This is a genomic window from Acetobacterium sp. UBA5834 (assembly GCF_002435675.1).
Taxonomy (GTDB): Bacteria; Bacillota; Clostridia; order Eubacteriales; family Eubacteriaceae; genus Acetobacterium; species Acetobacterium wieringae.
Map to the genome: position 1 here is coordinate 26,064 of NZ_DJGY01000022.1, position 22,046 is coordinate 48,109.

At 45.7% G+C, this 22,046-nt stretch carries 27 protein-coding genes; all 27 read left to right on the forward strand.

The annotated features are described in order from the left end of the window. Window positions 1–81: 81 nt before the first annotated feature. The 27 genes from B3F51_RS05000 (at window position 82) to B3F51_RS05130 (ending at window position 22,038) form a co-directional block, all read left to right on the forward strand. Window positions 82–435, forward strand: a complete 354-nt coding sequence (locus tag B3F51_RS05000; protein ID WP_286945815.1) for an HNH endonuclease — start codon at window positions 82–84, stop codon at window positions 433–435. 109 nt (window positions 436–544) lie between these two features. Continuing rightward, on the forward strand, window positions 545–1,087 hold the full coding sequence (locus tag B3F51_RS05005; RefSeq protein WP_286945816.1) for a P27 family phage terminase small subunit: 543 nt from the start codon (window positions 545–547) through the stop codon (window positions 1,085–1,087). Between the two features lie 17 nt (window positions 1,088–1,104). Continuing rightward, window positions 1,105–2,415 (forward strand): site-specific DNA-methyltransferase, encoded by a 1,311-nt coding sequence (locus B3F51_RS05010; protein WP_286945817.1) that lies wholly within the window; start codon window positions 1,105–1,107, stop codon window positions 2,413–2,415. After that, entirely contained in the window at window positions 2,408–3,127 is a 720-nt protein-coding gene (locus tag B3F51_RS05015; RefSeq protein ID WP_286945819.1) for an HNH endonuclease, read from the forward strand. Before B3F51_RS05010 ends, B3F51_RS05015 begins: the two co-directional genes overlap by 8 nt. Before the next feature lie 121 nt (window positions 3,128–3,248). Beyond that, window positions 3,249–3,458, forward strand: coding sequence for a hypothetical protein (locus B3F51_RS05020; RefSeq protein ID WP_286945821.1), 210 nt, complete (start codon window positions 3,249–3,251; stop codon window positions 3,456–3,458). Then, complete coding sequence (locus B3F51_RS05025) at window positions 3,455–3,697, forward strand: DUF4314 domain-containing protein (RefSeq protein WP_286945823.1); 243 nt, start codon at window positions 3,455–3,457, stop codon at window positions 3,695–3,697. The genes B3F51_RS05020 and B3F51_RS05025 overlap by 4 nt, the downstream gene beginning before the upstream one ends. After that, window positions 3,694–4,398, forward strand: a complete 705-nt coding sequence (locus B3F51_RS05030; protein ID WP_286945825.1) for a virulence protein — start codon at window positions 3,694–3,696, stop codon at window positions 4,396–4,398. The genes B3F51_RS05025 and B3F51_RS05030 overlap by 4 nt, the downstream gene beginning before the upstream one ends. Window positions 4,399–4,498: 100 nt before the next feature. Beyond that, window positions 4,499–5,398: an amidoligase family protein gene (locus tag B3F51_RS05035; RefSeq protein ID WP_286945828.1), complete on the forward strand. Its 900-nt coding sequence runs from the start codon at window positions 4,499–4,501 to the stop codon at window positions 5,396–5,398. Window positions 5,399–5,429: 31 nt separating this feature from the next. Further along, on the forward strand, window positions 5,430–5,879 hold the full coding sequence (locus B3F51_RS05040; RefSeq protein WP_286945831.1) for a gamma-glutamylcyclotransferase family protein: 450 nt from the start codon (window positions 5,430–5,432) through the stop codon (window positions 5,877–5,879). Between the two features lie 100 nt (window positions 5,880–5,979). Continuing rightward, a complete protein-coding gene (locus B3F51_RS05045; RefSeq protein ID WP_286945833.1) occupies window positions 5,980–6,174 on the forward strand; it encodes a DUF6900 domain-containing protein in 195 nt (64 codons plus the stop codon). A 143-nt stretch (window positions 6,175–6,317) separates the two neighbouring features. After that, window positions 6,318–7,289 carry an N-acetylmuramoyl-L-alanine amidase gene (locus B3F51_RS05050; protein WP_286945835.1) on the forward strand — a complete coding sequence of 324 codons (972 nt, stop codon included), beginning with the start codon at window positions 6,318–6,320 and terminating at the stop codon, window positions 7,287–7,289. 35 nt (window positions 7,290–7,324) lie between these two features. Next, the gene (locus B3F51_RS05055; protein WP_286945836.1) at window positions 7,325–9,949 is read left to right on the forward strand and encodes a terminase TerL endonuclease subunit; all 2,625 of its coding nucleotides are present in this window, start codon (window positions 7,325–7,327) and stop codon (window positions 9,947–9,949) included. A gap of 102 nt (window positions 9,950–10,051) precedes the next feature. Next, window positions 10,052–11,128, forward strand: a complete 1,077-nt coding sequence (locus B3F51_RS05060; protein WP_286945838.1) for a hypothetical protein — start codon at window positions 10,052–10,054, stop codon at window positions 11,126–11,128. A 69-nt stretch (window positions 11,129–11,197) separates the two neighbouring features. Next, window positions 11,198–12,451: a phage portal protein gene (locus B3F51_RS05065; protein WP_286945840.1), complete on the forward strand. Its 1,254-nt coding sequence runs from the start codon at window positions 11,198–11,200 to the stop codon at window positions 12,449–12,451. Further along, window positions 12,426–13,112: a head maturation protease, ClpP-related gene (locus tag B3F51_RS05070; protein WP_286945842.1), complete on the forward strand. Its 687-nt coding sequence runs from the start codon at window positions 12,426–12,428 to the stop codon at window positions 13,110–13,112. The genes B3F51_RS05065 and B3F51_RS05070 overlap by 26 nt, the downstream gene beginning before the upstream one ends. Window positions 13,113–13,127: 15 nt before the next feature. After that, entirely contained in the window at window positions 13,128–14,324 is a 1,197-nt protein-coding gene (locus tag B3F51_RS05075) for a phage major capsid protein (RefSeq protein WP_286945844.1), read from the forward strand. A 7-nt stretch (window positions 14,325–14,331) separates the two neighbouring features. Then, entirely contained in the window at window positions 14,332–14,544 is a 213-nt protein-coding gene (locus B3F51_RS05080; protein ID WP_286945846.1) for a head fiber protein, read from the forward strand. Window positions 14,545–14,562: 18 nt separating this feature from the next. Then, complete coding sequence (locus B3F51_RS05085) at window positions 14,563–14,874, forward strand: head-tail connector protein (RefSeq protein ID WP_286945848.1); 312 nt, start codon at window positions 14,563–14,565, stop codon at window positions 14,872–14,874. A gap of 1 nt (window position 14,875) precedes the next feature. Further along, entirely contained in the window at window positions 14,876–15,208 is a 333-nt protein-coding gene (locus B3F51_RS05090; RefSeq protein ID WP_286945850.1) for a head-tail adaptor protein, read from the forward strand. Further along, the gene (locus B3F51_RS05095) at window positions 15,201–15,632 is read left to right on the forward strand and encodes an HK97 gp10 family phage protein (RefSeq protein WP_286945852.1); all 432 of its coding nucleotides are present in this window, start codon (window positions 15,201–15,203) and stop codon (window positions 15,630–15,632) included. The genes B3F51_RS05090 and B3F51_RS05095 overlap by 8 nt, the downstream gene beginning before the upstream one ends. Beyond that, window positions 15,629–15,973: a hypothetical protein gene (locus B3F51_RS05100; protein WP_286945854.1), complete on the forward strand. Its 345-nt coding sequence runs from the start codon at window positions 15,629–15,631 to the stop codon at window positions 15,971–15,973. Before B3F51_RS05095 ends, B3F51_RS05100 begins: the two co-directional genes overlap by 4 nt. After that, window positions 15,973–16,548, forward strand: coding sequence for a major tail protein (locus B3F51_RS05105; RefSeq protein WP_286945856.1), 576 nt, complete (start codon window positions 15,973–15,975; stop codon window positions 16,546–16,548). The genes B3F51_RS05100 and B3F51_RS05105 overlap by 1 nt, the downstream gene beginning before the upstream one ends. Continuing rightward, a complete protein-coding gene (locus B3F51_RS05110; protein ID WP_286945881.1) occupies window positions 16,548–16,949 on the forward strand; it encodes a hypothetical protein in 402 nt (133 codons plus the stop codon). Before B3F51_RS05105 ends, B3F51_RS05110 begins: the two co-directional genes overlap by 1 nt. Before the next feature lie 258 nt (window positions 16,950–17,207). Further along, window positions 17,208–19,511 carry a phage tail protein gene (locus B3F51_RS05115; protein WP_286945858.1) on the forward strand — a complete coding sequence of 768 codons (2,304 nt, stop codon included), beginning with the start codon at window positions 17,208–17,210 and terminating at the stop codon, window positions 19,509–19,511. After that, window positions 19,511–19,891: a hypothetical protein gene (locus tag B3F51_RS05120; RefSeq protein WP_286945860.1), complete on the forward strand. Its 381-nt coding sequence runs from the start codon at window positions 19,511–19,513 to the stop codon at window positions 19,889–19,891. The genes B3F51_RS05115 and B3F51_RS05120 overlap by 1 nt, the downstream gene beginning before the upstream one ends. An 11-nt stretch (window positions 19,892–19,902) precedes the next feature. Continuing rightward, window positions 19,903–21,054, forward strand: a complete 1,152-nt coding sequence (locus tag B3F51_RS05125; protein WP_286945863.1) for a phage tail spike protein — start codon at window positions 19,903–19,905, stop codon at window positions 21,052–21,054. Window positions 21,055–21,066: 12 nt separating this feature from the next. Continuing rightward, entirely contained in the window at window positions 21,067–22,038 is a 972-nt protein-coding gene (locus B3F51_RS05130) for a hypothetical protein (protein WP_286945865.1), read from the forward strand. Window positions 22,039–22,046 lie beyond the last annotated feature (8 nt).

Here is a 22,046-nt window from a genome sequence, read left to right on the forward strand (position 1 = left end):
TATTGTGAAAAAAGTAGGCGCAGGCCACCACGGGAGAAATCTCATGGTGGCTTTTCTTATGCCCAAAACGAGGTGAACATTATGCCGAGAAAACCTAAGCGTCCCTGCAGCTACCCCGGTTGTAAAGAATTAACCAATGGCCGGTTCTGCGAGGAACACCAGAAATTATCGGAGCAACATTACAATAAGTATCAGCGTGACCCAGAGACCCGGAAACGTTACGGTTGGTCATGGAAGCGCATCCGTGATCGTTACATCAGAAACAATCCCCTTTGTGAGATGTGTTTAAAAAAAGGAAAGCTGACCCCAGCCCAGGAAGTTCATCATATCAAACCGTTGTCAAAGGGTGGTACCCATGACGAAAAGAACCTGATGGCGTTGTGCAGCAGCTGTCACTCCACCATCACGGCTCGGGAAGGTGGCCGGTGGGGGTAGTCAAATCGCTAAAACGTGTTGCAAATGCAACGGGCATGGGGGCACGTGCGAAAAGTCGCAATTTCAAGAGACCATATAGGAAAAAGCAAAGAAAGGACGGTGTATTCAGATGGCCAACGGTCACGGCGGTTCCCGAGTTGGAGCCGGAAAAAAGAAGAAAGCATTAGTGGATAAACTGATGGACGGTAACCCTGGTAAACGTAAACTGACGGTATTGGAATTTTCTGACACCGCCAAGCTAGAAGGCCAGGACATGCCGCCACCTAAAGAATATCTTAGCGCCACCCAGAAAAATGGCAAGCCGCTGATGGCGGCTGACGTTTATGAAATTACCTGGCAATGGCTGGCCGAACGGGGCTGCGCCCAACACGTTTCAGCGCAATTAATCGAGCAGTATGCCATGGCGGTGTCCCGTTGGATTCAGTGTGAAGAATCAATTACTGAGTTTGGCTTTCTGGCCAAGCATCCCACCACCGGGAATGCAATCCCATCACCCTTTGTTGCGATGTCTCAAAGTTTCATGAAATTGTCAAATAATCTCTGGTATCAGATATACCAGGTGGTCAAAGAAAACTGCGCCCAGGAATTTAAAGGCAGCAATCCCCACGATGACGTGATGGAACGACTGCTCACTGCTAGACGCGGTGAATAAAATTAGGAGGAACCAGAATGGATATTCAAAAAATACCGGTAAAGAAAATTAAACACGCAAAATATAACCCGAGGAAGAATCTCAAACCCGGTGATGCCGAGTATGAGAAGCTAAAGCGATCTATTAAAGAATTCGGTTACGTCGAGCCGGTCATCTGGAACCAGCGCACCGGCAACATCGTTGGTGGCCACCAGCGCTTTAAGGTACTGACCCAGTTGGGTGAAAAAGAAGTGGATTGCGTGGTTATGGATATGGATGATGAAAAAGAAAAGGCTCTAAATGTCGCCCTGAATAAGGTTTCCGGAGATTGGGATATGCCGCTGTTAACAGATCTGCTAAAAGATCTTGATGATAGCGGCTTTGATCTTTCCCTGACCGGTTTTGATCTGGCTGAAATCAATGAACTTTTTGAAGTGGCGTGTAAAAATGATGTTGATGAAGATCAATTTGATATTGATAAAGCACTGGAGGAAGATTCTTTTGTGCAACAAGGCGATGTGTGGCTTTTAGGCCGGCATCGCCTTTATTGTGGGGACTCCACAAATGAGGAAGATGTCAAAATACTGATGGACGGTAAATTGGCGAATCTTTGTATTACTGATCCTCCCTACGCCTGTAACTATACCGGTGGCACTGGAATGAAGATTATGAATGATAACCTCAAAGGAGAAGCTTTTTACAGCTTCCTGTTTTTGGCTATTAAGAATGCCTATAATTCTCTTGCCGATGGGGCGGCGATTTACATTTTTCATTCTGATGCAGAAAAGGTTAACTTCTTCAATGCCACGGTTAATGCAGGATTTCATTATTCAACCACTTGTATTTGGGTAAAAAATGCTCTGGTGCTTGGCCGAATGGACTATCAGATGCGGCACGAGCCGATTATCTATGCCTTTAAAGATACCACGAGGCACAAATTCTATGGTGACCGTAAGCAAACCACAATATGGGAATTTGATAAACCTTCGAAATCAAAGTTGCATCCTACAACAAAACCATTGCCACTTATTGCCTATCCGATGAAAAATTCATCTCAGACAAATGGCATCGTACTTGACTTGTTTGGAGGAAGCGGTTCTACGCTAATAACCGCTGAACAGCTAGATCGTATTGCCTTCCTTATGGAACTGGACCCCAAATATGCATCTGCAATTGTTAGAAGGTATACTGCTTACAACGGCGATACGAGCGATGTGTTTGTTATTCGCAACGGCAAAAAATTAGATTGCAAGGATATCTATATACCAACAGAAAATGATTTAGTGTTAAAAGATGTCCGTGTTGATAATACGCAGAAAGGGAGAAAAAAAGGCAGCAGTGATGAGTAATATTTGTTACCGATTTCCAGCCGGAGAAGACGTTGGTTACGGCCAACTTCCAGATGGGACAGAGTTTAAGTTTGACGCTATTTATCATGAGAAAATAAAAGATGTAAAATTTTACCGAAGTGAAAAAAATGCACCCAATAGAAGAACTTACATCGTTGACCGCTGCGGCAAAAAAATCCATGCGTATTTACTTGGTGAAACACAAGGTTATGAAGTGGATCATATTAACCTGGACACCTTTGATAATCGAATGTGTAATCTTAGAGTGTGTACGCATCAGCAAAACCAATGCAATCAGCCGTTGCAGAAGAATAATACTTCTGGAATTACTGGGGTAAGTTTTTATGCACCCAGAAATAAGTACCGGGCAAGAATCAAAATCTGTCAGCATGATATTCATCTTGGATATTATGAAACCTTTGAAACGGCAGTCCAGGCACGAAATATAGGTATGGCATGTATGTTTGGAGAATATGGGATTTACAATGATACAGGAAATCCTTCTAAATGGTTAATCGAAAAAGTCATAAATATCTGTAAACGCTTTGTGAATTTATCAATTTGCGAAGCGTTTATTTTATCAGTAAGCGCTACAACGAAACCGTCAATTCCAATCAAAGAATTTCAGTTCTGCGAAAGAAGAAGGCCTTCCCGTATACTGGACTTTTACCGGTCGAATAACTCACCAACTTTGCAAAATACGACTTGCTAATTAGTACCTTTTGAGTCAGGAAGCAAGCGACCAGGAAGAAGTTGCAAAATACGACTTGCTAATTAGTACCTTTTGAGTGATATATAGACACAACAAAACTACATTTAAAGGAGATAAGATCATGAAAAAAGGTACATTACTTACAATCGGAAACGGAAAGAAAATCTATCAGGTGGTTGGCCGCTATGGTAAAGACATTGTCCTTGCGGCCACGAGCGAAAATGGTGATGAAGTGTTAATCTATGGACCTACAGAACTACAGGGGCTGATTGATGAAAAGCGCTTTGAACTGGTTGTCGAAGGTAAAATGAAATGTGGTGGCAAGAAATGAAACCTCAAAATTTAGCACCTGTCAAAAAAGGCGATCGAGTTCGGCTGATTTACATGTATGACCCTTACTCGACTCTGCCTGAAGGGGCCACTGGTACCGTGGACTGTATCGACGACATCGGCACCATTCACGTTTCATGGGATTGTGGCAGTCGCCTTGGGTTAATCGCTGGGGTTGATTCCTGGTTGGTGATTGAGAGCAGCAGTGCAGACGAAGGGGCGAAAGGTGAAAGACCATGACAAAAAAATACCAATTTACAGACTGTGATCGAAAAATCTTAGTAGCAGCCATTGGTGAAATCCTCCAGGTTCAGCCCGTCTACCAAGGGGTGCCATCCTTTGCCTACACCATTGGCGACTTTGAAGTTGATAAGCAAGGTACCCTGATTGTTGCTGAAGCGACTGCTGAAACGGCGGTAAATAGCCTACTTGAAAGCCTGCGGATAAGTGGATTCATGTATGAAATAGAAAAAACAAAAACTGAAATCCAAACCGAAGTCGAAACCCAAACTGATACCGAAAACCATGACATCCTGACCATTGAAATGCCTAAGGAAGGCTTCACCGATGAAGCCATGACTAACCTTGAAAACCTGATCAAAGGCAAAGGTGAGCTGATTAAAAAAGCCCTTGGCGTTGAAGCCCTACCGGTTGAGCTGTCCGTTGATACCATTTCCTTCCCCTGGTTTAAAGCCGATGCTGATCCCGAAGCCATCCAGGCCTACACCCGGTTCATTGCCGCCATTTGTGAGATGGCCAAAACGCAAAAGCGCATCTCGGCTACAGTAAAGACCGTCAACAATGAAAAGTATGCCTTCCGGTGTTTCCTGCTGCGGCTTGGCTTTATCGGGGATGACTACAAAACCAACCGCAAGATTCTGCTATCAAAGCTGTCAGGCAGTTCGGCTTTTAAAAGTGGTAAAAAAGCCGACACGGAGTAATTCTTTTGTGTTTCTTCCGAATTGACTTGCTATTAATGTCGTTTAGAGTGATATATGTACATGCAAACGGAACAAATACACTTTAAAGGAGAAGGAAACAATGTTAAGAGCAAAATTCGGAATCGAGATTGAATTTACCGGGATTACCAGAGAAAAGGCCGCAGAGATTGCCGCCAGCTTCCTAAACGGCACCTACGAGGAAGGTGGTACCTACTACGACACCAAAAAGGTCACTGCCCCGGATGGCCGGGTGTGGAAGTTCATGAGCGATGGCAGCATCAACTGCCAACGCAAATCACAAGGCCGCAGGGTCGCCGCTGGCAGAGACTACAGCGTTGAGCTGGTCAGCCCGATTCTTTCCTATCGGGATGACATTGCTACCCTGCAGGAGCTGGTGCGGCGGCTCAGACGCGCAGGAGCCTTTACCAACAGCTCCTGCGGTATCCACATCCATCTGGATGGCAAAGACCACTCACCCCGCAGTATTAAAAATTTCATCAACATCATCGCCAGCAAGAACGACCTTTTTTACAAAGCCCTGGAGATTGCTCCTCAGCGCATGGTCTACTGCAAAAAGATGGATGGCATCCTGATTGAAAAACTGAAAAAACAGAAGCCTACTACCATGGCCGAGCTTGAAGATATCTGGTATGACGGCTACAACGACAGCCGCCGGACTCACTACCACAACAGCCGCTACCATTTCCTGAACCTGCATAGCTTTTTTACCGGCCACCACACAGTCGAGTTACGGGGCTTCAACAGCATCCTCCACGCCGGAAAAATCAGAAGCTACATTGTTTTGGCCCTAGCCATCAACAACCAGGCCTTAACCCAAAAATGCGCTTCTGCCAAGAAGCCCCAGGTTGAAAATGAAAAGTTTGCCATGCGCACCTACTTAAACCGCATCGGCTTTATCGGTAGCGAGTTTGCCAACTGCCGTGAGCACTTAACTGCGGCCCTTACCGGCTCGGCAGCATGGCGGTATGGGGTGGCATGAGCTGCCCCCGGTTTAAAAGGAGGAAAAAGACATGAAGAATAAACTGTATTTGGCCTATGGCTCGAACTTAAATCTGGCCCAAATGACCAAACGTTGCCCCACTGCCCGGGTTGTCGAAACACTTACCCTCAACGGCTACCAACTGCTGTTTAAAGGCCCCCACGATGGCGCTGTGGCCACTATTGAACCCCAACAAGGCAGCCGGGTGCCTGTGCTGGTCTGGAAAATCACCCCCGAAGATGAAGCCGCCCTGGACCATTACGAAGGCTGGCCGATTCTTTATCGAAAAGAAACCATCACCGTCGCTATCGGTAAACGGCTTACCAAAGCCATGGTTTATTTGATGAACGAGAACCGGCCCTTGGGGCTGCCAAGCTGTTACTACTACAGCGTCATTCTGGAAGGCTACAAAGCAGCCGGGTTTGATCTTGGCATCTTGCGGCAGGCGGTCAGTGATTCAACCGAAATTTATACGGAATAGTAGCAATAAAATAATATAGTGTGCTTTAAAGGCGATATAACTTGCTATTAGTGTCACTTAGAGTTAATATGTACACAATAAAGAAAAGGAGGCAAACGCCATGAAAGAAGAAAGAATTAGCCAAAAAGACTACGAGAACCTTTTGAAAATCGCCAAACAAACACTACCGGCGATCAGAGAAAGAGGAGACCTTGAAACAAGGGACCACGATGCAGAAGACTTCATTGAAACCTCGGTTTGGAGCCTTAAGGAAGCCTTGATACAGGCTTTTGAAAGCGGAAGAAAACAAAAATAACAAGCTTCAGAAAAAGGCTGAAAACTAGCCTTTTTCTCGTAGCGATTATTGTCCTTTGAATTGAATATAAACTTTATACGCAGCTCTGCAAGGGGGTGCTTTTTTGTTGTCTTTTTTTATCGGCAACGAGGAAAGGGAAAAACATGGATCTTGAAATAGGAACCATGGGTACCGCTGTGGCCCAATTACAAAACGATTTGAATTTCTGCGCTTATGACGCTGGACCGGTTGATGGCGACTTCGGAAGGAAAACCGAGGAAGCCGTACTGGCGCTGCAAGCCTATCATGGTTTAGAACAGGATGGCATTTATGGCGACCAATCCGATGCCGCCCTAATGGGAGAAGTCCGGATAATTCAGGAAGCGCTAACAAAACATGGCTACCACCTCGCAATCGATGGCGCTGTCGGCTCAGAAACCCTGGCGGCCATCACAGATTTTCAGAAAAAGAATGGGCTGACTGTTGACAGGATTGTTGGCAACGAAACCCTGAAATCTCTAGGTATTGAAATACCTCGGGCTGTCAATCAGTCAGAAACGGTTGTACCTTCACCAACGGTTAAACCGCTGCCAGCCGGAAACGGCAAGGGTCAGTTGGTCTGCATCAACCCCGGCCATGGTGGATCCGATCCCGGAGCCTGCGGCAACCTGCAGGAGAAGGACATGAACCTGGTGGTGAGCCTGAGACTGGGTCAACTGCTGCAGGAACGGGGCTTTGAAGTCGTTTACACCCGAGTCGATGATCGCTGGATGGCTTTGAGTGACCGTCCAGCCATTGCCAATGCCAACAATGCCGATATTTTTGTCAGTATCCATCACAATGGATCAGCCAGTCCAGAATCCAGTGGTACCCTGGTCATTTGTTACCCCGGTAGTACCAATGGATTAAGACTGGCACAGCTGGTGCTCAATGGGATGTGCAATCGCATGGGGTTAAGCAACCGTGGGATTATCCAGCGTGATGATTCTGATGTCACTTACTCCCTGATGCCAGCAATTATCACCGAAGGGATGTTTGCCACCTCACCCAGCGACTGTCATTTCTTTAGTAATGGTGGTGCGGAGCTGGAAGCTCAAGGAATTCTAGAAGGAATCCTGGCCTATTTTAACAATTAAGAACATCAGTATTTCAAAGAAAGGAGCTGGCCACCATGCGCCATTTGGATATTTATCAGCAAACCCTGTTTAAAAAAGAAACTTCTATCTACGATCAAAACCGAGCCGATCTGGCGGTTTCATTTATCAATTGCCTTAAGCATACCAAAGGCCAATGGCATGGCCAGCCCTTTGAATTGATTGATTGGCAGGAGCAGATCATCCGGGATGTCTTTGGGATTCTAAAACCCAATCAGGCCCGGCAGTTTAACACCGCCTACATCGAGATCGCTAAGAAGCAGGGGAAGCAGTTGGCGCTTGATACAATTATTCCAACGCCGAACGGTTATACAACAATGGGTGATATTGCCGTTGGTGATACTGTTTTTGACGAGAAGGGCCAGCCTTGCTGTGTGGTTGCAAAAAGTAAGATCGATTTTTTCGAACAAGCTTATCGTATTACATTTAAAGATGGTGAAGTTATTGAAGCAGGGGAAAACCATCAATGGGTAGGGGAATACACTTATGGCAAACGCAAGAAGCGGATGATGACAACCGGTGAAATTTTTCGCATGCCCAAAGATAAAGGGTGTACTCGTTTTAGAATTCCGGTTGCCGATTGCATCAAAAACGACACGGCTGACTTGCCAATAGAGCCATATTTGATGGGTTATTGGCTTGGTAACGGCAATGCCGTCAAACCTGAAATCACGATAAAAACCGAAGACGTCGCCGGTGTGCTAAAGCATATCATCCCCTTTTACGAAGTCGTCAGCACGTGGAAAAATGTCGGTGATAGTCTGGTTTTTCGGATACCCGCACTCAGACCAATACTATTAAAAAGCTATCACGAAAAGGTAATACCGATTGATTATTTACGTTCTTCGAAAGAGCAACGAATACGATTGCTTTGGGGACTGATGGATTCCGATGGTTCGATCAATGTTAAAGGCCAGGCGATTTATACATCAACCGAAAAAGCCTTATCAGAAAGCGTCAGCGAGTTGTTATGGGGTTTGGGAATTAAAAATGCGATTACCGTTGCACCCTCAACGCAAAGAAAAGATTGGAGACAAAAAAGTAAAGAATGTGGCAGAATTGCCACCGGAGAAACACTATACTATGTAAAATTCACCGCTTTTAGTGACATTTCGGTCAGCGGATTGTATCGGAAACAAGCCAGATCTGTAAAGCGAAACCCTGAAACACGAAGTCACTACCGATACATCGATAAAATTGAGCCCATAACCAATAACGGAATGCAGTGCATTCAAGTGGATAGTCCGTCTCATCAATATCTGGTGGGGCGCTCTTTTTTGCCAACCCATAACAGTGAACTGGCGGCTGCGGTAGCCCTGCTCTTAACCTGTGGCGACTACGAGCATGGCGGTGAAATCTACGGCTGTGCTTCGGATCGTCAGCAAGCCTCGATTGTTTTTGATGTGGCCGTCGATATGGTCGATCAATGTCCAGCCCTTAAATCCCGAATCAAACCAATCTTATCCCAAAAGCGACTGGTCTATAAACCGCTGGGTAGCTTCTACCAGGTATTGTCTGCGGAAGCATATACCAAGCATGGACTTAACGTCCACGGCGTTGTCTTTGACGAATTACATGCCCAACCTAATCGAAATCTCTATGACGTCATGCTCCATGGCTCCGGTGATGCCCGAAAGCAACCCCTCTACTTTTTAATCACCACCGCTGGAACCGATCGACATTCCATTTGCTGGGAAGTCCATCAGAAAGCCGAGGATATTTTGGCTGGACGGAAGATTGATCCCACCTTTTATCCAGTAATTTATGGTGCTGGAGAAAATGAGGACTGGACCGATCCCAAGGTCTGGCAAAAAGCCAATCCATCAATGGGCATCACCGTTGACATCGAAAAGATCCAGGTTGCATGTGAAAATGCCAAGGAAAACCCGGCTGAAGAGAACCTTTTCCGACAGTTGCGACTCAACCAATGGGTCAAACAATCCGTCCGGTGGATGCCGATGGAGAAGTGGGATCAGTGCGATCAGATGATCGAACCGGACGATTTGCTTGGCCGAGAATGCTATGGCGGCCTGGATCTTTCCAGCTCGATTGACATCACCGCCTTTGTCTTGGTCTTTCCCCCGAAGTATGATGATGAGAAATATGTCATCATGCCCTTTTTCTGGATTCCTGAAGAAAACATCGAACAGCGAGTCCGTCGGGATCACGTCCCATACGATGTGTGGGAAAAGCAAAATCATATGCAGACCACTGAAGGAAATGTCGTTCATTACGGTTTTATCGAAAACTTCATTGACGCATTGGGCACCAGGTATAACATCAGAGAAATCGCCTTTGACCGCTGGGGCGCGGTTCAGATGGTGCAAAACCTGGAAGGATTAGGTTTTACCGTCGTTCCCTTTGGACAGGGATTTAAGGATATGTCGCCACCAACAAAAGAGCTCATGAAACTGACGCTGGAGGAGAAGATCGCTCATGGCGGACACCCAGTTCTGAGATGGATGATGGACAACATCTTTGTTCGGACTGATCCGGCGGGAAACATCAAACCGGATAAAGAAAAATCCACTGAGCGGATTGATGGCGCCGTGGCCACCATTATGGCGCTGGACCGGGCAATACGCTGCGGTGGGAATATGGGTGGCAGTGTTTATGATGAGCGAGGGATATTAGTTCTATAGTTGTTTGCAAATTATTCTTGACAAAATTCCACAATAGGAATACAATAAAGACAATTCCAGATAAGGAACATATAAAGAATACATTTGCGAAGGAGATTAAATTTGGAAAAGGAACGATATGCATCTGTTCGACCTAATGCTGAATTACTAATAATTTTTGAATCAATTAAAAGAGTTGAGTGTGCACAGGATAGAGATAGACAAGCAATTTTTGACAGAGCAATGCGATATGTTGTTGGTTTAAAGGATAAGAATATCCTTAAGAGCATCATGAGAAAAAAAACGGAGGTCATAAAAATAGAAGACATACCTGCATCTTTGAAAGTGAGGGTTAATGAAGAATTATTTGAAAAAACAGTTAAAGTATTTCGTGAAGTTTTCAAAATTGAGAGAGTAAAAACCCGTTATCTTATGGAAGTGACATTGATGGCTTATTTGAGTTACATTGAAAAAGAAATGAATTTTTCTAATGAACCAGAAAAAAACAAAATTGATATTTTACATCCCATTAGGATTAAACTTGAAGAATGGATTAATTATGAGATTAATAGCCCCAAATGTTCCTATGCAGGAAATGAAACGGTTCATGATATTTTTAGAGCTTTGAACGATACTGATTGTAAATTGACGGGTGGGAATTTATTAGCTGATACCATATTTTCTCTTTGGAACCCATTAAAAATGGTGTTAGATTTTTTGAATTCAGGAGAAACGTTTTACAAAATTGATAAATATGGATCAGATAAGAATTTTTATTTAAAAAAGATAAAAAATAATCTTGATAAATATTTACCTGTCGAAAACGAGCTGGTTAAAGAATTATGTATATTTGCTAAATTGTCAATGCAAAGGGAAAATGTCATGCTTTTACCAGATAGAAAGATGCAATCAAGAGGAAAATGTTTTTTAGATCAAATGCCCAAAACGCTTTTTGAGTGTTTTGGTAACGGAAAGTATGCTTCATACTTTCAAACAGAGGATGTCACATCGTGGATTAAAAGAGAAAAGCTTGAAATGTTTTTTTATGATAATGAAGTTGATAAAGATAAGATTAAGCCACTAATTAAAAGAATGAAAGCCAATGAATTTGAATGGTTAAAAGATGGAGAAGAATTACATGAAATGATTAAAAGCTTTAACAACATTTTAATATTGAGACAGACGGAATTTAATAGATAATGAATTTATTTATAATTAAGGCATCTCACCCGAGGTGCTTTTTTTACGCCCATTTTTAAGGAGGAACCCATGAGTCGATTAAGAGACCTATTCCATTCCCGCGATAAGCCAAAAAATTATCTGGATAACAACCCCTTCAGTTTTTTCTTCGGTGGAACAACCGCTGGGAAAACCGTCAATGAACGAACAGCCATGCAGACGACAGCCGTATACTCCTGTGTGCGGATCCTGGCCGAAACCATCGCCAGCTTACCGCTTCATACCTATCATTACACTGACAATGGCAAAGAAAAAGCTGAGGAGCATTCTTTATATCGGCTCCTCCAACATGAACCAAACCCTGAGATGACTTCTTTCGTGTTTCGAGAAACACTGATGAGTCATCTTTTGCTTTGGGGCAATGCTTATGCTCAGATTATTCGGGATGGAAGGGGACAGGTGTTGGCGCTGTATCCCTTAATGCCAGACAAAATAACGGTTGATCGAGCCGCCAATGGTGAGCTTTTTTACAAATATCAGAGTGATAAGGGCGAAGTGGTGATGCGAAAAGAAATGGTTCTGCATATTCCTGGCCTTGGTTTTGATGGTTTAATCGGTTATTCACCGATAGCCATGGCCAAAAACGCCATCGGGATGGCCATTGCCACCGAAGAGTATGGTTCTAAGTTTTTTTCCAATGGAGCAAATCCCGGGGGTGTTTTGGAGCATCCTGGGGTGGTCAAAGATCCCAAACGGGTCCGGGAAAGCTGGAACTCGGTCTATCAGGGCAGCAGCAACGCCCATCGGATCGCCGTTTTAGAAGAAGGGATGCGGTTTACCTCCATAGGAATCCCCCCGGAACAGGCCCAGTTTCTGGAAACCCGCAAGTTTCAGATCAATGAAATCGCCCGGATTTTCAGGATTCCACCCCATATGATTGGAGATTTGGAGAAGTCCAGTTTTTCCAATATTGAACAGCAGTCGCTGGAGTTTGTCAAATATACCCTGGATCCCTGGGTGATTCGCTGGGAACAATCGATGCAGAAAGCCCTGCTGAGTGACAGCGAAAAAAGCCAATACTTTATCCGCTTCTCGGTGGATGGTTTATTACGTGGGGATTACGCTTCCCGCATGGCCGGGTATGCCACCGGGCGACAAAACGGCTGGCTATCCACCAATGATATCCGGGAGCTGGAAAACCTCAATCGGATCCCTGAAGATTTAGGTGGCGATCTTTACCTGATTAACGGTGCCATGACAAAACTAGAAGATGCTGGTGCCTTTGCAAATACCAACACAAATGAAAGTGAGGAAACAAATGAAGAAATTTTGGAATTGGATTAAAAATGAAGATGGTTCACGGACCCTGTACCTTAATGGTGCCATTGCGGAGGAAAGCTGGTTCGGTGACGAAATAACCCCCAAGCAGTTTAAATCAGAACTTGTCTCCGGTGAAGGCGACATTGATATCTGGATTAACAGTCCCGGAGGTGATTGTATTGCGGCCAGTCAAATTTACAACATGCTGATGGACTATAAGGGAAACGTCACGGTCAAGATTGATGGGATTGCGGCCAGTGCTGCCTCTGTCATTGCCATGGCCGGAACAACGGTCAAAGTCTCACCGACAAGTTTGATGATGATTCACAACCCCTTGACGGTGGCGATTGGCGACAGCACGGAAATGAAAAAAGCCATTCAAATGCTCGATGAAGTGAAGGAAAGCATTATCAATGCCTATGAGCTTAAAACCGGCCAACCCCGGGCGAAACTGTCAAAGCTGATGGATGGTGAGACATGGCTTAATGCCAATAAAGCGTTGGAACTTGGTTTTGCCGATGAGATGCTCTTTGAGAGAAACGAGACACAGGATGACGTGATGAATTACAGTTTTTCCCGGCAGGCAGTGACCAACTCCCTGCTAGATAAGCTGATACCCCAACCAATAACCCCTGTAGGAATACCGATCGACGTGTTTGAGACACGATTAAATTTGATTAAATAAGTGGAGGAAACTGATATGAAAAGAATTTTAGAATTACGTGAAAAACGGGCCAAAGTCTGGGAAGATGCGAAAAAATTCCTGGATGAAAAAAGAAATCAGGATGGTCTGCTTGCAGCTGCCGATATTGAAGTCTATGAAAAAATGGAAGCCGATGTGGTAAATCTCGGTAAGGAAATCGATCGTCTGGAGCGTCAACAGACCTTGGATTTGGAGTTTGCAAAACCGATCAATACTCCGATTACCGGGAAACCCGACGGAATGACTGAGCCCAGAACCGGTCGTGGCAGCGATGAGTACGCGGCATCCTTCTGGAATGCCATGCGCAATAAGAGCCTGAGCTTTGAAATTACCAATGCGCTGCAAATAGGCAGTGACAGTGAAGGTGGTTATCTGGTTCCCGATGAGTTTGAACGCACCTTGGTGGAAGGTCTGGAAGAAGAAAACATCTTTAGAACCATGGCCAAAGTCATCGCGACTTCCAGTGGGGACCGAAAAATCCCAGTTGTGGCCACTAAAGGATCCGCATCCTGGATAGAAGAAGAAGGAGCAGCTCCGGAGAGCGATGATTCGTTTGGACAGGTTTCCATCAGTGCCTATAAACTGGGAACCCTGCTTAAAGTATCTGAAGAACTATTAAATGATTCCATCTTTAACCTGGAAGCCTATATTGCCAAGGAGTTTGCCCGTCGGATCGGAGCTAAAGAGGAAGAAGCGTTTTTTATCGGGGATGGTGTCGGCAAACCAACCGGGATCTTCAATGCCACTGGCGGTGCCCAGGATGGGATCACGGCGGCCAGTGCCACCGCCATTACGGTGGATGAGATTATGGATCTGTTTTATGCCCTTAAATCTCCCTATCGGAAAAGTGCCACCTTTATTCTCAATGATGCCACCGTTAAGGCCATCCGCAAACTCAAAGATGGCAATGGCAACTATATCTGGCAGCCATCGATTACCGCAGGAACCCCGGATACGATTCTCAACCGCCCCGTTAAAACCTCGGCCTATGTTCCAAACATCGCCGCGGGCGCTAAAACCATCGCTTTTGGTGACTTTAGTTATTATTGGGTAGCAGATCGCCAAGGCCGGTCTTTTAAGCGGCTCAATGAGCTTTATGCCACCACTGGCCAGGTCGGCTTTATGGCCACTCAGCGGGTTGATGGCAAGCTGATCTTACCAGAAGCCATTAAGACCCTGAAACAAAAGGCATAGGTGGACCATGAGTTATACGACAAAGAACTATACAACCGACGGCGGCGATAAAACTGTGATTAGCGGCACCCTCGACATTAAAGAGGGTGCTATTTTATTGGGTTTACCCCAAGCCGCCAATCAAGCCGATAGCTCCGCTACGACCATTGCGGGACTGGTGACAGATTTTAATGTCCTGCTTGCAAAGCTTAAAGCAGCCGGTTTAATGAAAACTGAATAATGAAATGAGGTGGCAGACATGCAGACACTCCTGGAAAAAGTCAAAGCCAATCTGATTCTTGACCACAACGAGGATGATGCGCTTCTACAAAATCTAATCTTTACTGCCACAGCATATGCGGAAAGCTATCAGAAAAAGGAAGATGGCTTTTATGCAAAGCATGATATGCATCCCACCACCGAACAGGCGGTGATTATGCTGTCCTCCCATTTCTATGAAAGCCGGGATGGCAGCACCGGGGGCTTTTTTGCTGACAATGTTCAGGCCAGCAGCCAGGTTTGGTTAGTGGTCAATGGACTGCTTAGCATGAATAAAGATTGGCAGGTGTAACATGAGTTTTGGAAAAATGAATACCATGATCGATCTGATCACCACCCAGCCGATCAAGGATGCGGAAGGGTTTGCAAACAAAGGCGATACCACCATTGCATCGGTGCGAGCCTACAAAGAAGATCGCCATGGCAATGAAAGCTGGAAAAACAGAGCCATTTTTACCAAAGCTTCGGCACTTTTTAGATTTAGAGCCATTCCCGGCATTGCTGTTAAAACCAACATGATAATCGTCTGCGATACCGGACGCTACAACATCGTCTCTGCTGAGGATGTAAAAAATCGAGGGATGTACACCGAAGTGCTCTGTGAAAGGATGGAAACCAGTGGCTAAAATTACGATCAAAATGCCGGACGATTTTCTGCTTAAGATCTCTGCCCTGGCTGAAAAGTCCGATGAAATCATTCCGAGAGTTTTGAAAGCCGGTGGTGATGTCGTACTTGAAAAAGTCAAAAGTAATCTCAGTGCGGTCATTGGCAGTGAAACGAAACTTAAGAGTCGCTCCACCGGCGAGCTGGAAGCGGCCCTGGGGATATCCCCGGTGAAAAAAGACAGTGTTGGTAATTACAATCTTAAAATCGGCTTTTCCGAACCCCGATCCGGTGGTGAAAGTAATGCCAAGATCGCCAATATTCTGGAATACGGCAAAAGCGGCCAATTACCGAAGCCTTTTCTCAAACCGGCAAAAGCTAAGTCGCGAAAGGCTTGTGTTGAAGCGATGAAAAACAAACTAGAAAGTGAGATCGAAAGCCTATGAACAGTCTAATCGAACTCAATCAGATCATTAGTGGACTCAATATTTCGGTGGAAACCGGGAAATTTTCGGAAGAACCCGCCTATGAGTATATGGTGGTAACCCCGCTGACTGATACCTTTGCACTCTATGGCGACGATCTACCCCTGCGGACGGTTGAGGAAGTGCGGATTTCGATCTTTTGTAAGAATAATTACATTGCTTTAAAAAACAGACTCATTAAAAGTCTGCTCAATTCAGGCTTTGTCATTACCGATCGGCGCTATGTCGGTCATGAGGATGACACCGGCTATTACCATTATGCCATCGATGTGGCAAAAGACTATGAAGTGGAGGAAGAATAATGGCACAAATAGGACTTAAATATCTCATCTGTTCAAAACTGACAGAAACCGAAACCGACACCACCTATGCAGAAGGTCGAATTATGGCCTATGCGATTAAAGCGGATATGAATATCGAGGTCAATGAAGGGGTGCTACGCGGCGATGACCGGATTATTGAAAATGTCAAAGAGTTTAAATCCGGGAAGCTGACTCTCAACGGGGATCATCTCGATTATGAAACCCGTGCTCTGATTCTCGGACATACCCTAACCACCATTGAAAGCGGCACCAATAAAAAAATGACTGCCAAAGGCTCTGATGATGGGGCTTTTGTGGGAGTCGGCTTTTATGCCACCAGTATTAAAAATAACATCCGTGGTTTTCGAGCGATCTGGCTCACCAAGGTAAAATTCGGAGTCCCCTCTGAGAGTATGGAAACGCGTGGTGAAGCCATCAACTTCCAGACTCCGACCATTGAAGGAACGATCCTGACCAATGTTTTAGATGTCTGGAAAGAAGAAGCCACCTTCCCGACTGAGGCTGAAGCAAAGACCTGGCTAAATACCATGGCCAGTATTGGAGTGACACCATGATGATGGATACTGATCGAACAGCCGTCGTTACAATCGGTGGCGTGGAATATCCGCTTATTTTTACCACCAAAGCCACCAAGGAAATCGCCAAACGTTATGGCGGCCTTGCCAATCTGGGTGAAACCCTAATGAAGAATGAAAACTTTGAAATGGCGCTGGATGAGGTAACCTGGCTGATCGCTCTGCTGGCCAACCAAAGCATCCTGATTCATAATCTTCAGAATGACGAAAAGAAACCGTTACTCACCGAAGAAGCCGTCGAGCTGTTAACCACCCCGCTTGAGCTGGCTGATTATAAAAATGCCATCACCGAAGCCATGATCAACGGAACCAAACGCCATATTGAAAGTGAGGATAATACTTTTGATGGTGAACCCCTAAAAAACGTGAAAGTCGAGTAGATGATGACGCTTTGTTTACTCGACTTTTATATTATGGAACCGTCCATTTAAACCGATCAGAAGAACAGGTTTGGTTGATGCCCCTGGGTCATCTGCTTGATCTTTGGACCTGTCATAAACAGTTCTTGGGGATCGAGAAATCGAAACGAGAATGGACCATTGATGAGATTGTTCCATAAGATATTTAGTGTTTTAATCTTAATGATCATCGTTCATATGGTGGTTTTTTCATGCCTGAAATCAAGGAGGTGATGCATTGTGGCAGATAATTTTGGCTTAAAAATTGGGGTTGAAGGCGAAAAAGAGTTTAAGAACGCCCTCCGGGATATCAATCAATCTTTTAAGGTGCTAGGCAGTGAAATGAAGCTGGTCGAGTCCCAGTTTGACCGACAGGATAAAAGTATCGAAGCGGTCACCGCCCGGAACCAGCTGTTAAACAAAGAAATGGATGCGCAGAAGGATAAGATCAAGGCCCTGGAAAAAGCTCTGGACAATGCCGCCACCTCCTTTGGTGAGAATGATCGCCGTACCCAAAACTGGGCGATCCAACTCAACAACGCCAAAGCGCATCTCAATGGGCTGGATCGGGAAATCAGGAAAAATGAAAAAGCCCTGACTGAAATCGCAGATGAGTTTGATGATGCCGAAAAACAGGCCGAACAGTTCGGCAAGTCCCTTCATGATACTGCCACTAAAGCAGAAAGCTCCGGCGGTAAATTTAGTGCGTTAGGCGGGACGCTAAAAGGCATCGGTATCGCCATGGGCACAGCTTTTGTCGCCGTTGGTACCGCAGCCGTTTCCTCGGCCAAATCTTTAACCGATATGACAGTAGGAGCCGCCGCCTATGCCGATGAAATCCTGACAACGGCTACGGTAGCCGGAGTATCGGCTGAAAGCCTGCAAGCTTACAAATATGCCGCAGAGCTGGTGGATGTCTCGATGGAAACGCTCACTGGCTCCATGGCCAAACAGATCCGGTCGATGTCCTCAGCTCGGGATGGTTCAGCCGATATGATCGAAGCCTATGGCCGTTTGGGGGTGGCCATTTCCAATGCAGATGGCTCGCTCCGTAATGGCGAAGACGTTTATTGGGAGACCATCGATGCCCTTGGCAAAATGGAAGAAGGGGCTGAGCGGGATGCCCTGGCCATGAAGATTTTCGGGAAATCAGCCCAGGAATTAAATCCACTGATTGCCCAGGGATCGGCAGGAATTGCTGAACTTACCGACGAAGCCAAACGGATGGGCGCTGTGCTGAGTGATGAAACCCTGGCCCAGCTGGGGAAATTTGACGACAGTGTCCAACGCTTAAAATCCGGCAGCGATGCAGCCAAGAATGCCCTCGGCACGGTGCTGCTGCCCCAGCTTCAGATCCTGGCCGATGAGGGTGTGGCTCTGCTGGGTGATTTTACCAAAGGCCTTCAAGATGCTGGCGGCGACTTTACCAAAATATCCCAGGTCATTGGCAGTACCGTTGGCGGGATTGCCGATATGGTTCTGAGTAATATGCCAGCGGTGGTACAGGTTGGGATGGATATTGTTGGGGCGGTTGGCAGTTCACTACTTGCTAATCTGCCGATGCTGATTGATACCGCCAACCAATTAATCTTCACTCTTTTAGAGGGTCTGATCTCAGCCCTGCCGCAACTCACCGATGGCGCTCTGCAACTGGTGCTGGCTTTAACCCAGGGGATTCTCGATAATCTTCCGGCTATTTTAGAAAGTGCCATGGTGATGGTGGCCACCCTGATTACCGGGATCGCTGAGGCGCTGCCAGAACTGGTACCAAAGATCGTCGAGTGTGTCATCCTGATGGCTCAAACCCTGATGGATAACGCAGGGCTCTTAATTGAAGCCGCATTAGCTTTAATCATGGGATTGGCTCAAGGGCTGATCAACGCTTTACCGATTTTGATTGAAGCCCTACCGCAATTGATCAATTCGTTTATCAACTATTTTGTCAATAACCTACCACTGATTATTGAAACCGGGATCAACTTAATCATATCCCTGGTCACCGGACTGATTGCCGCCATTCCCACACTGATTGCGGCGCTGCCTGAAATTATTATCGCTCTCGTGAGCGGTCTAGGACAGGCAGCTGAGGCGATCTATGATGTGGGGATCAACATCGTCAAAGGCTTATGGGACGGGATCATGTCCATGGGACAGTGGCTTTCAGATAAGGTCACCGGTTTCTTTGGTGGCGTTACGGACGGTGTCAGAAATCTCTTAGGGATGCACTCACCATCGACAGTGTATGCGGATATTGGAGAAAACATGGGTGCTGGCGTTGGGATTGGTTTTGTCAGAAAAATGGCGACGGTCACCCGCGATATGCTCGGTGCCATTCCCACCACCTTGGATGTAAATACCCAATCAAACGGGTTAACCGGGAGAACATCAGCTGGAAACAGCTCAACCGGTATGCTGGATGGTGGCAGTACCGCACCGATTTATATCTACACCACTGTCGAGCTGGATAAAAAAGCAGTGGGCCATTCCATCACCCCGATTGTTTCTCGGGATCTGGCCTTTAGTTTGAGAGGAGGTAAAATCTGATGGCAGTTTGTGACATTACCAATGCTTCCGGGGCAGTCTTACTATCAACCTTCAATGCGACCTATGCCAACAGTCTTTATACGCCGGGTGATTACAGCCCATCTTATTTCTGGCCGGAAAATGCTGCGAAGCCGATCTATTTTAAAACCAAAGAACGATTCAGCAAGCTGGCTGTGGAATGCTATTTTAAAAATGGCAAGCTCACCGATATTGAAGCGTTAAAAAAAGCCCTGAAAAAATGTGTGGTGACCATTAACAATCGCTTTATTGAAGGCCAAAGCTTTGACTGTATGTTGGTAAGCACCCAGATCAATCAAGTCTCAAGCCGCCATTATAGTGCTGTGTTTGTTTTTGATTGTGTGATGATAACCACTGGGTAGAAAAAGGTGAAATGATGATATTAAGCTTACTCAATCAAAACAAAACGCCGATTGGTGAACTGGACCAGCTGGATAATTGTTATATCACGGAACTGCTGGAAACCGGCGAAGATACCCTATCCTTCGAAATCTATGTCAAACATCCGCTGTATAAAGATCTGATCGAAGAGAACCTGATTTTGACCGATCATAACCGCTATGTCATAAAAAGTATTGATGAACGGGGCCAAACCACCATCATCGGTTGTAGTTTGGATTTATCGGACTTTATGGTGGCCGGTTATCATCAGTTTCTATTAGAAGATATCACCCTGACTGGACTTTTGACCCAGCTACTTGTTGGGACAAGCTGGACGGTTACTGGTGCTGAAAATATTACTTCGACAAAAACCGTATCCCTGGAATCCGGAAATACTCTGAATTTACTTCGACTGGCTGAAAAAACCTATGGTGTGATCTTTCGCTATGATTGTATTGGGAGGGTTATCCGCGTCACGACGACTCAAGGATATACAAATAAAGGCGTTCATTTTTCCGACGAACTCAACATCAAAGAATGCGAACTCCGGGGTGACAGCTTTGATCTGGTTACCCGGCTGTATGCTTTTGGCAAAGATGGGCTTTCTTTTGAGGATATCAACGGCGGCAAAGCCTATGTCGAAAATTTTCAGTACACCAGCAAGGTGATCACCCAGGTCTGGGTGGATGAGCGTTATGAATTAAAAGAAGAACTGCTGGCGGCAGCTCAGAAAAAAGTGGCTGGTTTATCGATCCCCAATCGGGTCTATACTGCATCGGTGGTTGATCTGGCCAGCCTGTTGCCGGATGACTATGGAAACCTGGCCATTGCCATTGGCGATAAGGTCACTTTGATTGATCGGATTCGTGGGATTGAAGTGGAGCATCAGATTGTCAAACTGGTCAGCTATCCCGATACTCCAGAAAAGAATGTTGCTGAGTTAGGGCGGGTGGCTACCGACTTTGAATCGACCATCACCAAACTTAAAACGGAGGATATCAAAGAAGCGATTGATAAAACCGTCCCGCCAGCAGTGAATGAATACATGAATGAATACTTTGGCGGTCAAAAATGGCTTTGTGTTGAAGCCTATCCGGAAGTGATGGATCAAGGCACCTTGTACTTAAAATACGTTTCCGGATAAATGAGGTAAGCGATGGGAATTAAATTTAACGGTCGTGAAATCGAGAGCCTCAAAGCAAATGACCTTACGATCATTGAGGCGATGATCAATGGTCGGATTGTATGGCCGGAAGAAAGCGATTTTCACTGGCAGCCCAACCCCGATATGGTCTGGGCCAGAAGCCAATGGGAAGCCTTAGCACAAGGTCGAATCGGCTATCTGCGGATGCACTATGCCAAAGACCTGGTCAATGATTTCTTTTATGAAGCAGGCACCGTTGTCACTTCTGATGGACAAACCTATCAGAATTCAGCGGCGTCGGATGGGATTGAGCACATCTGGGATTATTCCAACAGCCGTATCAGCGAGGTGTACCCGAATACAAAAGTCGTCTGGACGATGGTTTTCCCCATCAATCCAGCGATTTATCCCGCTACCCTTGAATATGGCGAGACCTATTTCTGCTTTGATGGTGTCACAGCGGATTGGTATCCCTTTCTCTGGACAGACATCGCTTACTTTGATCTGTTAAACCAGGCATCCGTTTTTATTGACGATAGCAGTGTGGCGCTTTATCTCGGATTTTTTAATGAATGCCGAAAGCTCCAGGCTGTCCCTAAAGAATTCACAATGAAACTTAGCGCCTACCGCTTGCGGGGGATTTTTTCTGGTTGTGCCGCTTTGGTGTCGGTGCCATACCTGGATATGACCAACGCTGTGTATGGAATGGGAATGTTTGAGGGCCGAACCAATCTTAAAGAGTTGAAATTGGTCAATGTCAATATTTCCATTGACCTATCGCCCTGCATCAATCTAACCAAGAGCAGTCTGAGAAATGTACTGGCGGGGCTGACCAATCGTACGGGTCAAGATAAGCTGGCCATTGGTTTGGGCGCCGCCAATATCGCAAAGCTTTCTCAAAGCGAACTGAGTGTGGCAGTTAATAAAAATTGGGACGTGGTGGAGACCATCACCGACTGGCCAGTATTTCCAGAGGATGAATAATACCTGAA

Excerpts from the sequence above, each read along its gene's own strand:
- B3F51_RS05085 (WP_286945848.1), top strand. The coding sequence starts at position 14,563 with ATGCAGACACTCCTGGAAAAAGTCAAAGCCAATCTGATTCTTGACCAC.
- B3F51_RS05110 (WP_286945881.1), top strand. The coding sequence starts at position 16,548 with ATGATGGATACTGATCGAACAGCCGTCGTTACAATCGGTGGCGTGGAA.
- B3F51_RS05070 (WP_286945842.1), top strand. The coding sequence starts at position 12,426 with ATGAAGAAATTTTGGAATTGGATTAAAAATGAAGATGGTTCACGGACC.
- B3F51_RS05120 (WP_286945860.1), top strand. The coding sequence starts at position 19,511 with ATGGCAGTTTGTGACATTACCAATGCTTCCGGGGCAGTCTTACTATCA.
- B3F51_RS05050 (WP_286945835.1), top strand. The coding sequence starts at position 6,318 with ATGGATCTTGAAATAGGAACCATGGGTACCGCTGTGGCCCAATTACAA.
- B3F51_RS05075 (WP_286945844.1), top strand. The coding sequence starts at position 13,128 with ATGAAAAGAATTTTAGAATTACGTGAAAAACGGGCCAAAGTCTGGGAA.
- B3F51_RS05105 (WP_286945856.1), top strand. The coding sequence starts at position 15,973 with ATGGCACAAATAGGACTTAAATATCTCATCTGTTCAAAACTGACAGAA.
- B3F51_RS05030 (WP_286945825.1), top strand. The coding sequence starts at position 3,694 with ATGACAAAAAAATACCAATTTACAGACTGTGATCGAAAAATCTTAGTA.
- B3F51_RS05020 (WP_286945821.1), top strand. The coding sequence starts at position 3,249 with ATGAAAAAAGGTACATTACTTACAATCGGAAACGGAAAGAAAATCTAT.
- B3F51_RS05045 (WP_286945833.1), top strand. The coding sequence starts at position 5,980 with ATGAAAGAAGAAAGAATTAGCCAAAAAGACTACGAGAACCTTTTGAAA.
- B3F51_RS05100 (WP_286945854.1), top strand. The coding sequence starts at position 15,629 with ATGAACAGTCTAATCGAACTCAATCAGATCATTAGTGGACTCAATATT.
- B3F51_RS05025 (WP_286945823.1), top strand. The coding sequence starts at position 3,455 with ATGAAACCTCAAAATTTAGCACCTGTCAAAAAAGGCGATCGAGTTCGG.
- B3F51_RS05015 (WP_286945819.1), top strand. The coding sequence starts at position 2,408 with ATGAGTAATATTTGTTACCGATTTCCAGCCGGAGAAGACGTTGGTTAC.
- B3F51_RS05125 (WP_286945863.1), top strand. The coding sequence starts at position 19,903 with ATGATGATATTAAGCTTACTCAATCAAAACAAAACGCCGATTGGTGAA.
- B3F51_RS05005 (WP_286945816.1), top strand. The coding sequence starts at position 545 with ATGGCCAACGGTCACGGCGGTTCCCGAGTTGGAGCCGGAAAAAAGAAG.
- B3F51_RS05130 (WP_286945865.1), top strand. The coding sequence starts at position 21,067 with ATGGGAATTAAATTTAACGGTCGTGAAATCGAGAGCCTCAAAGCAAAT.
- B3F51_RS05090 (WP_286945850.1), top strand. The coding sequence starts at position 14,876 with ATGAGTTTTGGAAAAATGAATACCATGATCGATCTGATCACCACCCAG.
- B3F51_RS05065 (WP_286945840.1), top strand. The coding sequence starts at position 11,198 with ATGAGTCGATTAAGAGACCTATTCCATTCCCGCGATAAGCCAAAAAAT.
- B3F51_RS05010 (WP_286945817.1), top strand. The coding sequence starts at position 1,105 with ATGGATATTCAAAAAATACCGGTAAAGAAAATTAAACACGCAAAATAT.
- B3F51_RS05080 (WP_286945846.1), top strand. The coding sequence starts at position 14,332 with ATGAGTTATACGACAAAGAACTATACAACCGACGGCGGCGATAAAACT.
- B3F51_RS05035 (WP_286945828.1), top strand. The coding sequence starts at position 4,499 with ATGTTAAGAGCAAAATTCGGAATCGAGATTGAATTTACCGGGATTACC.
- B3F51_RS05000 (WP_286945815.1), top strand. The coding sequence starts at position 82 with ATGCCGAGAAAACCTAAGCGTCCCTGCAGCTACCCCGGTTGTAAAGAA.
- B3F51_RS05040 (WP_286945831.1), top strand. The coding sequence starts at position 5,430 with ATGAAGAATAAACTGTATTTGGCCTATGGCTCGAACTTAAATCTGGCC.
- B3F51_RS05055 (WP_286945836.1), top strand. The coding sequence starts at position 7,325 with ATGCGCCATTTGGATATTTATCAGCAAACCCTGTTTAAAAAAGAAACT.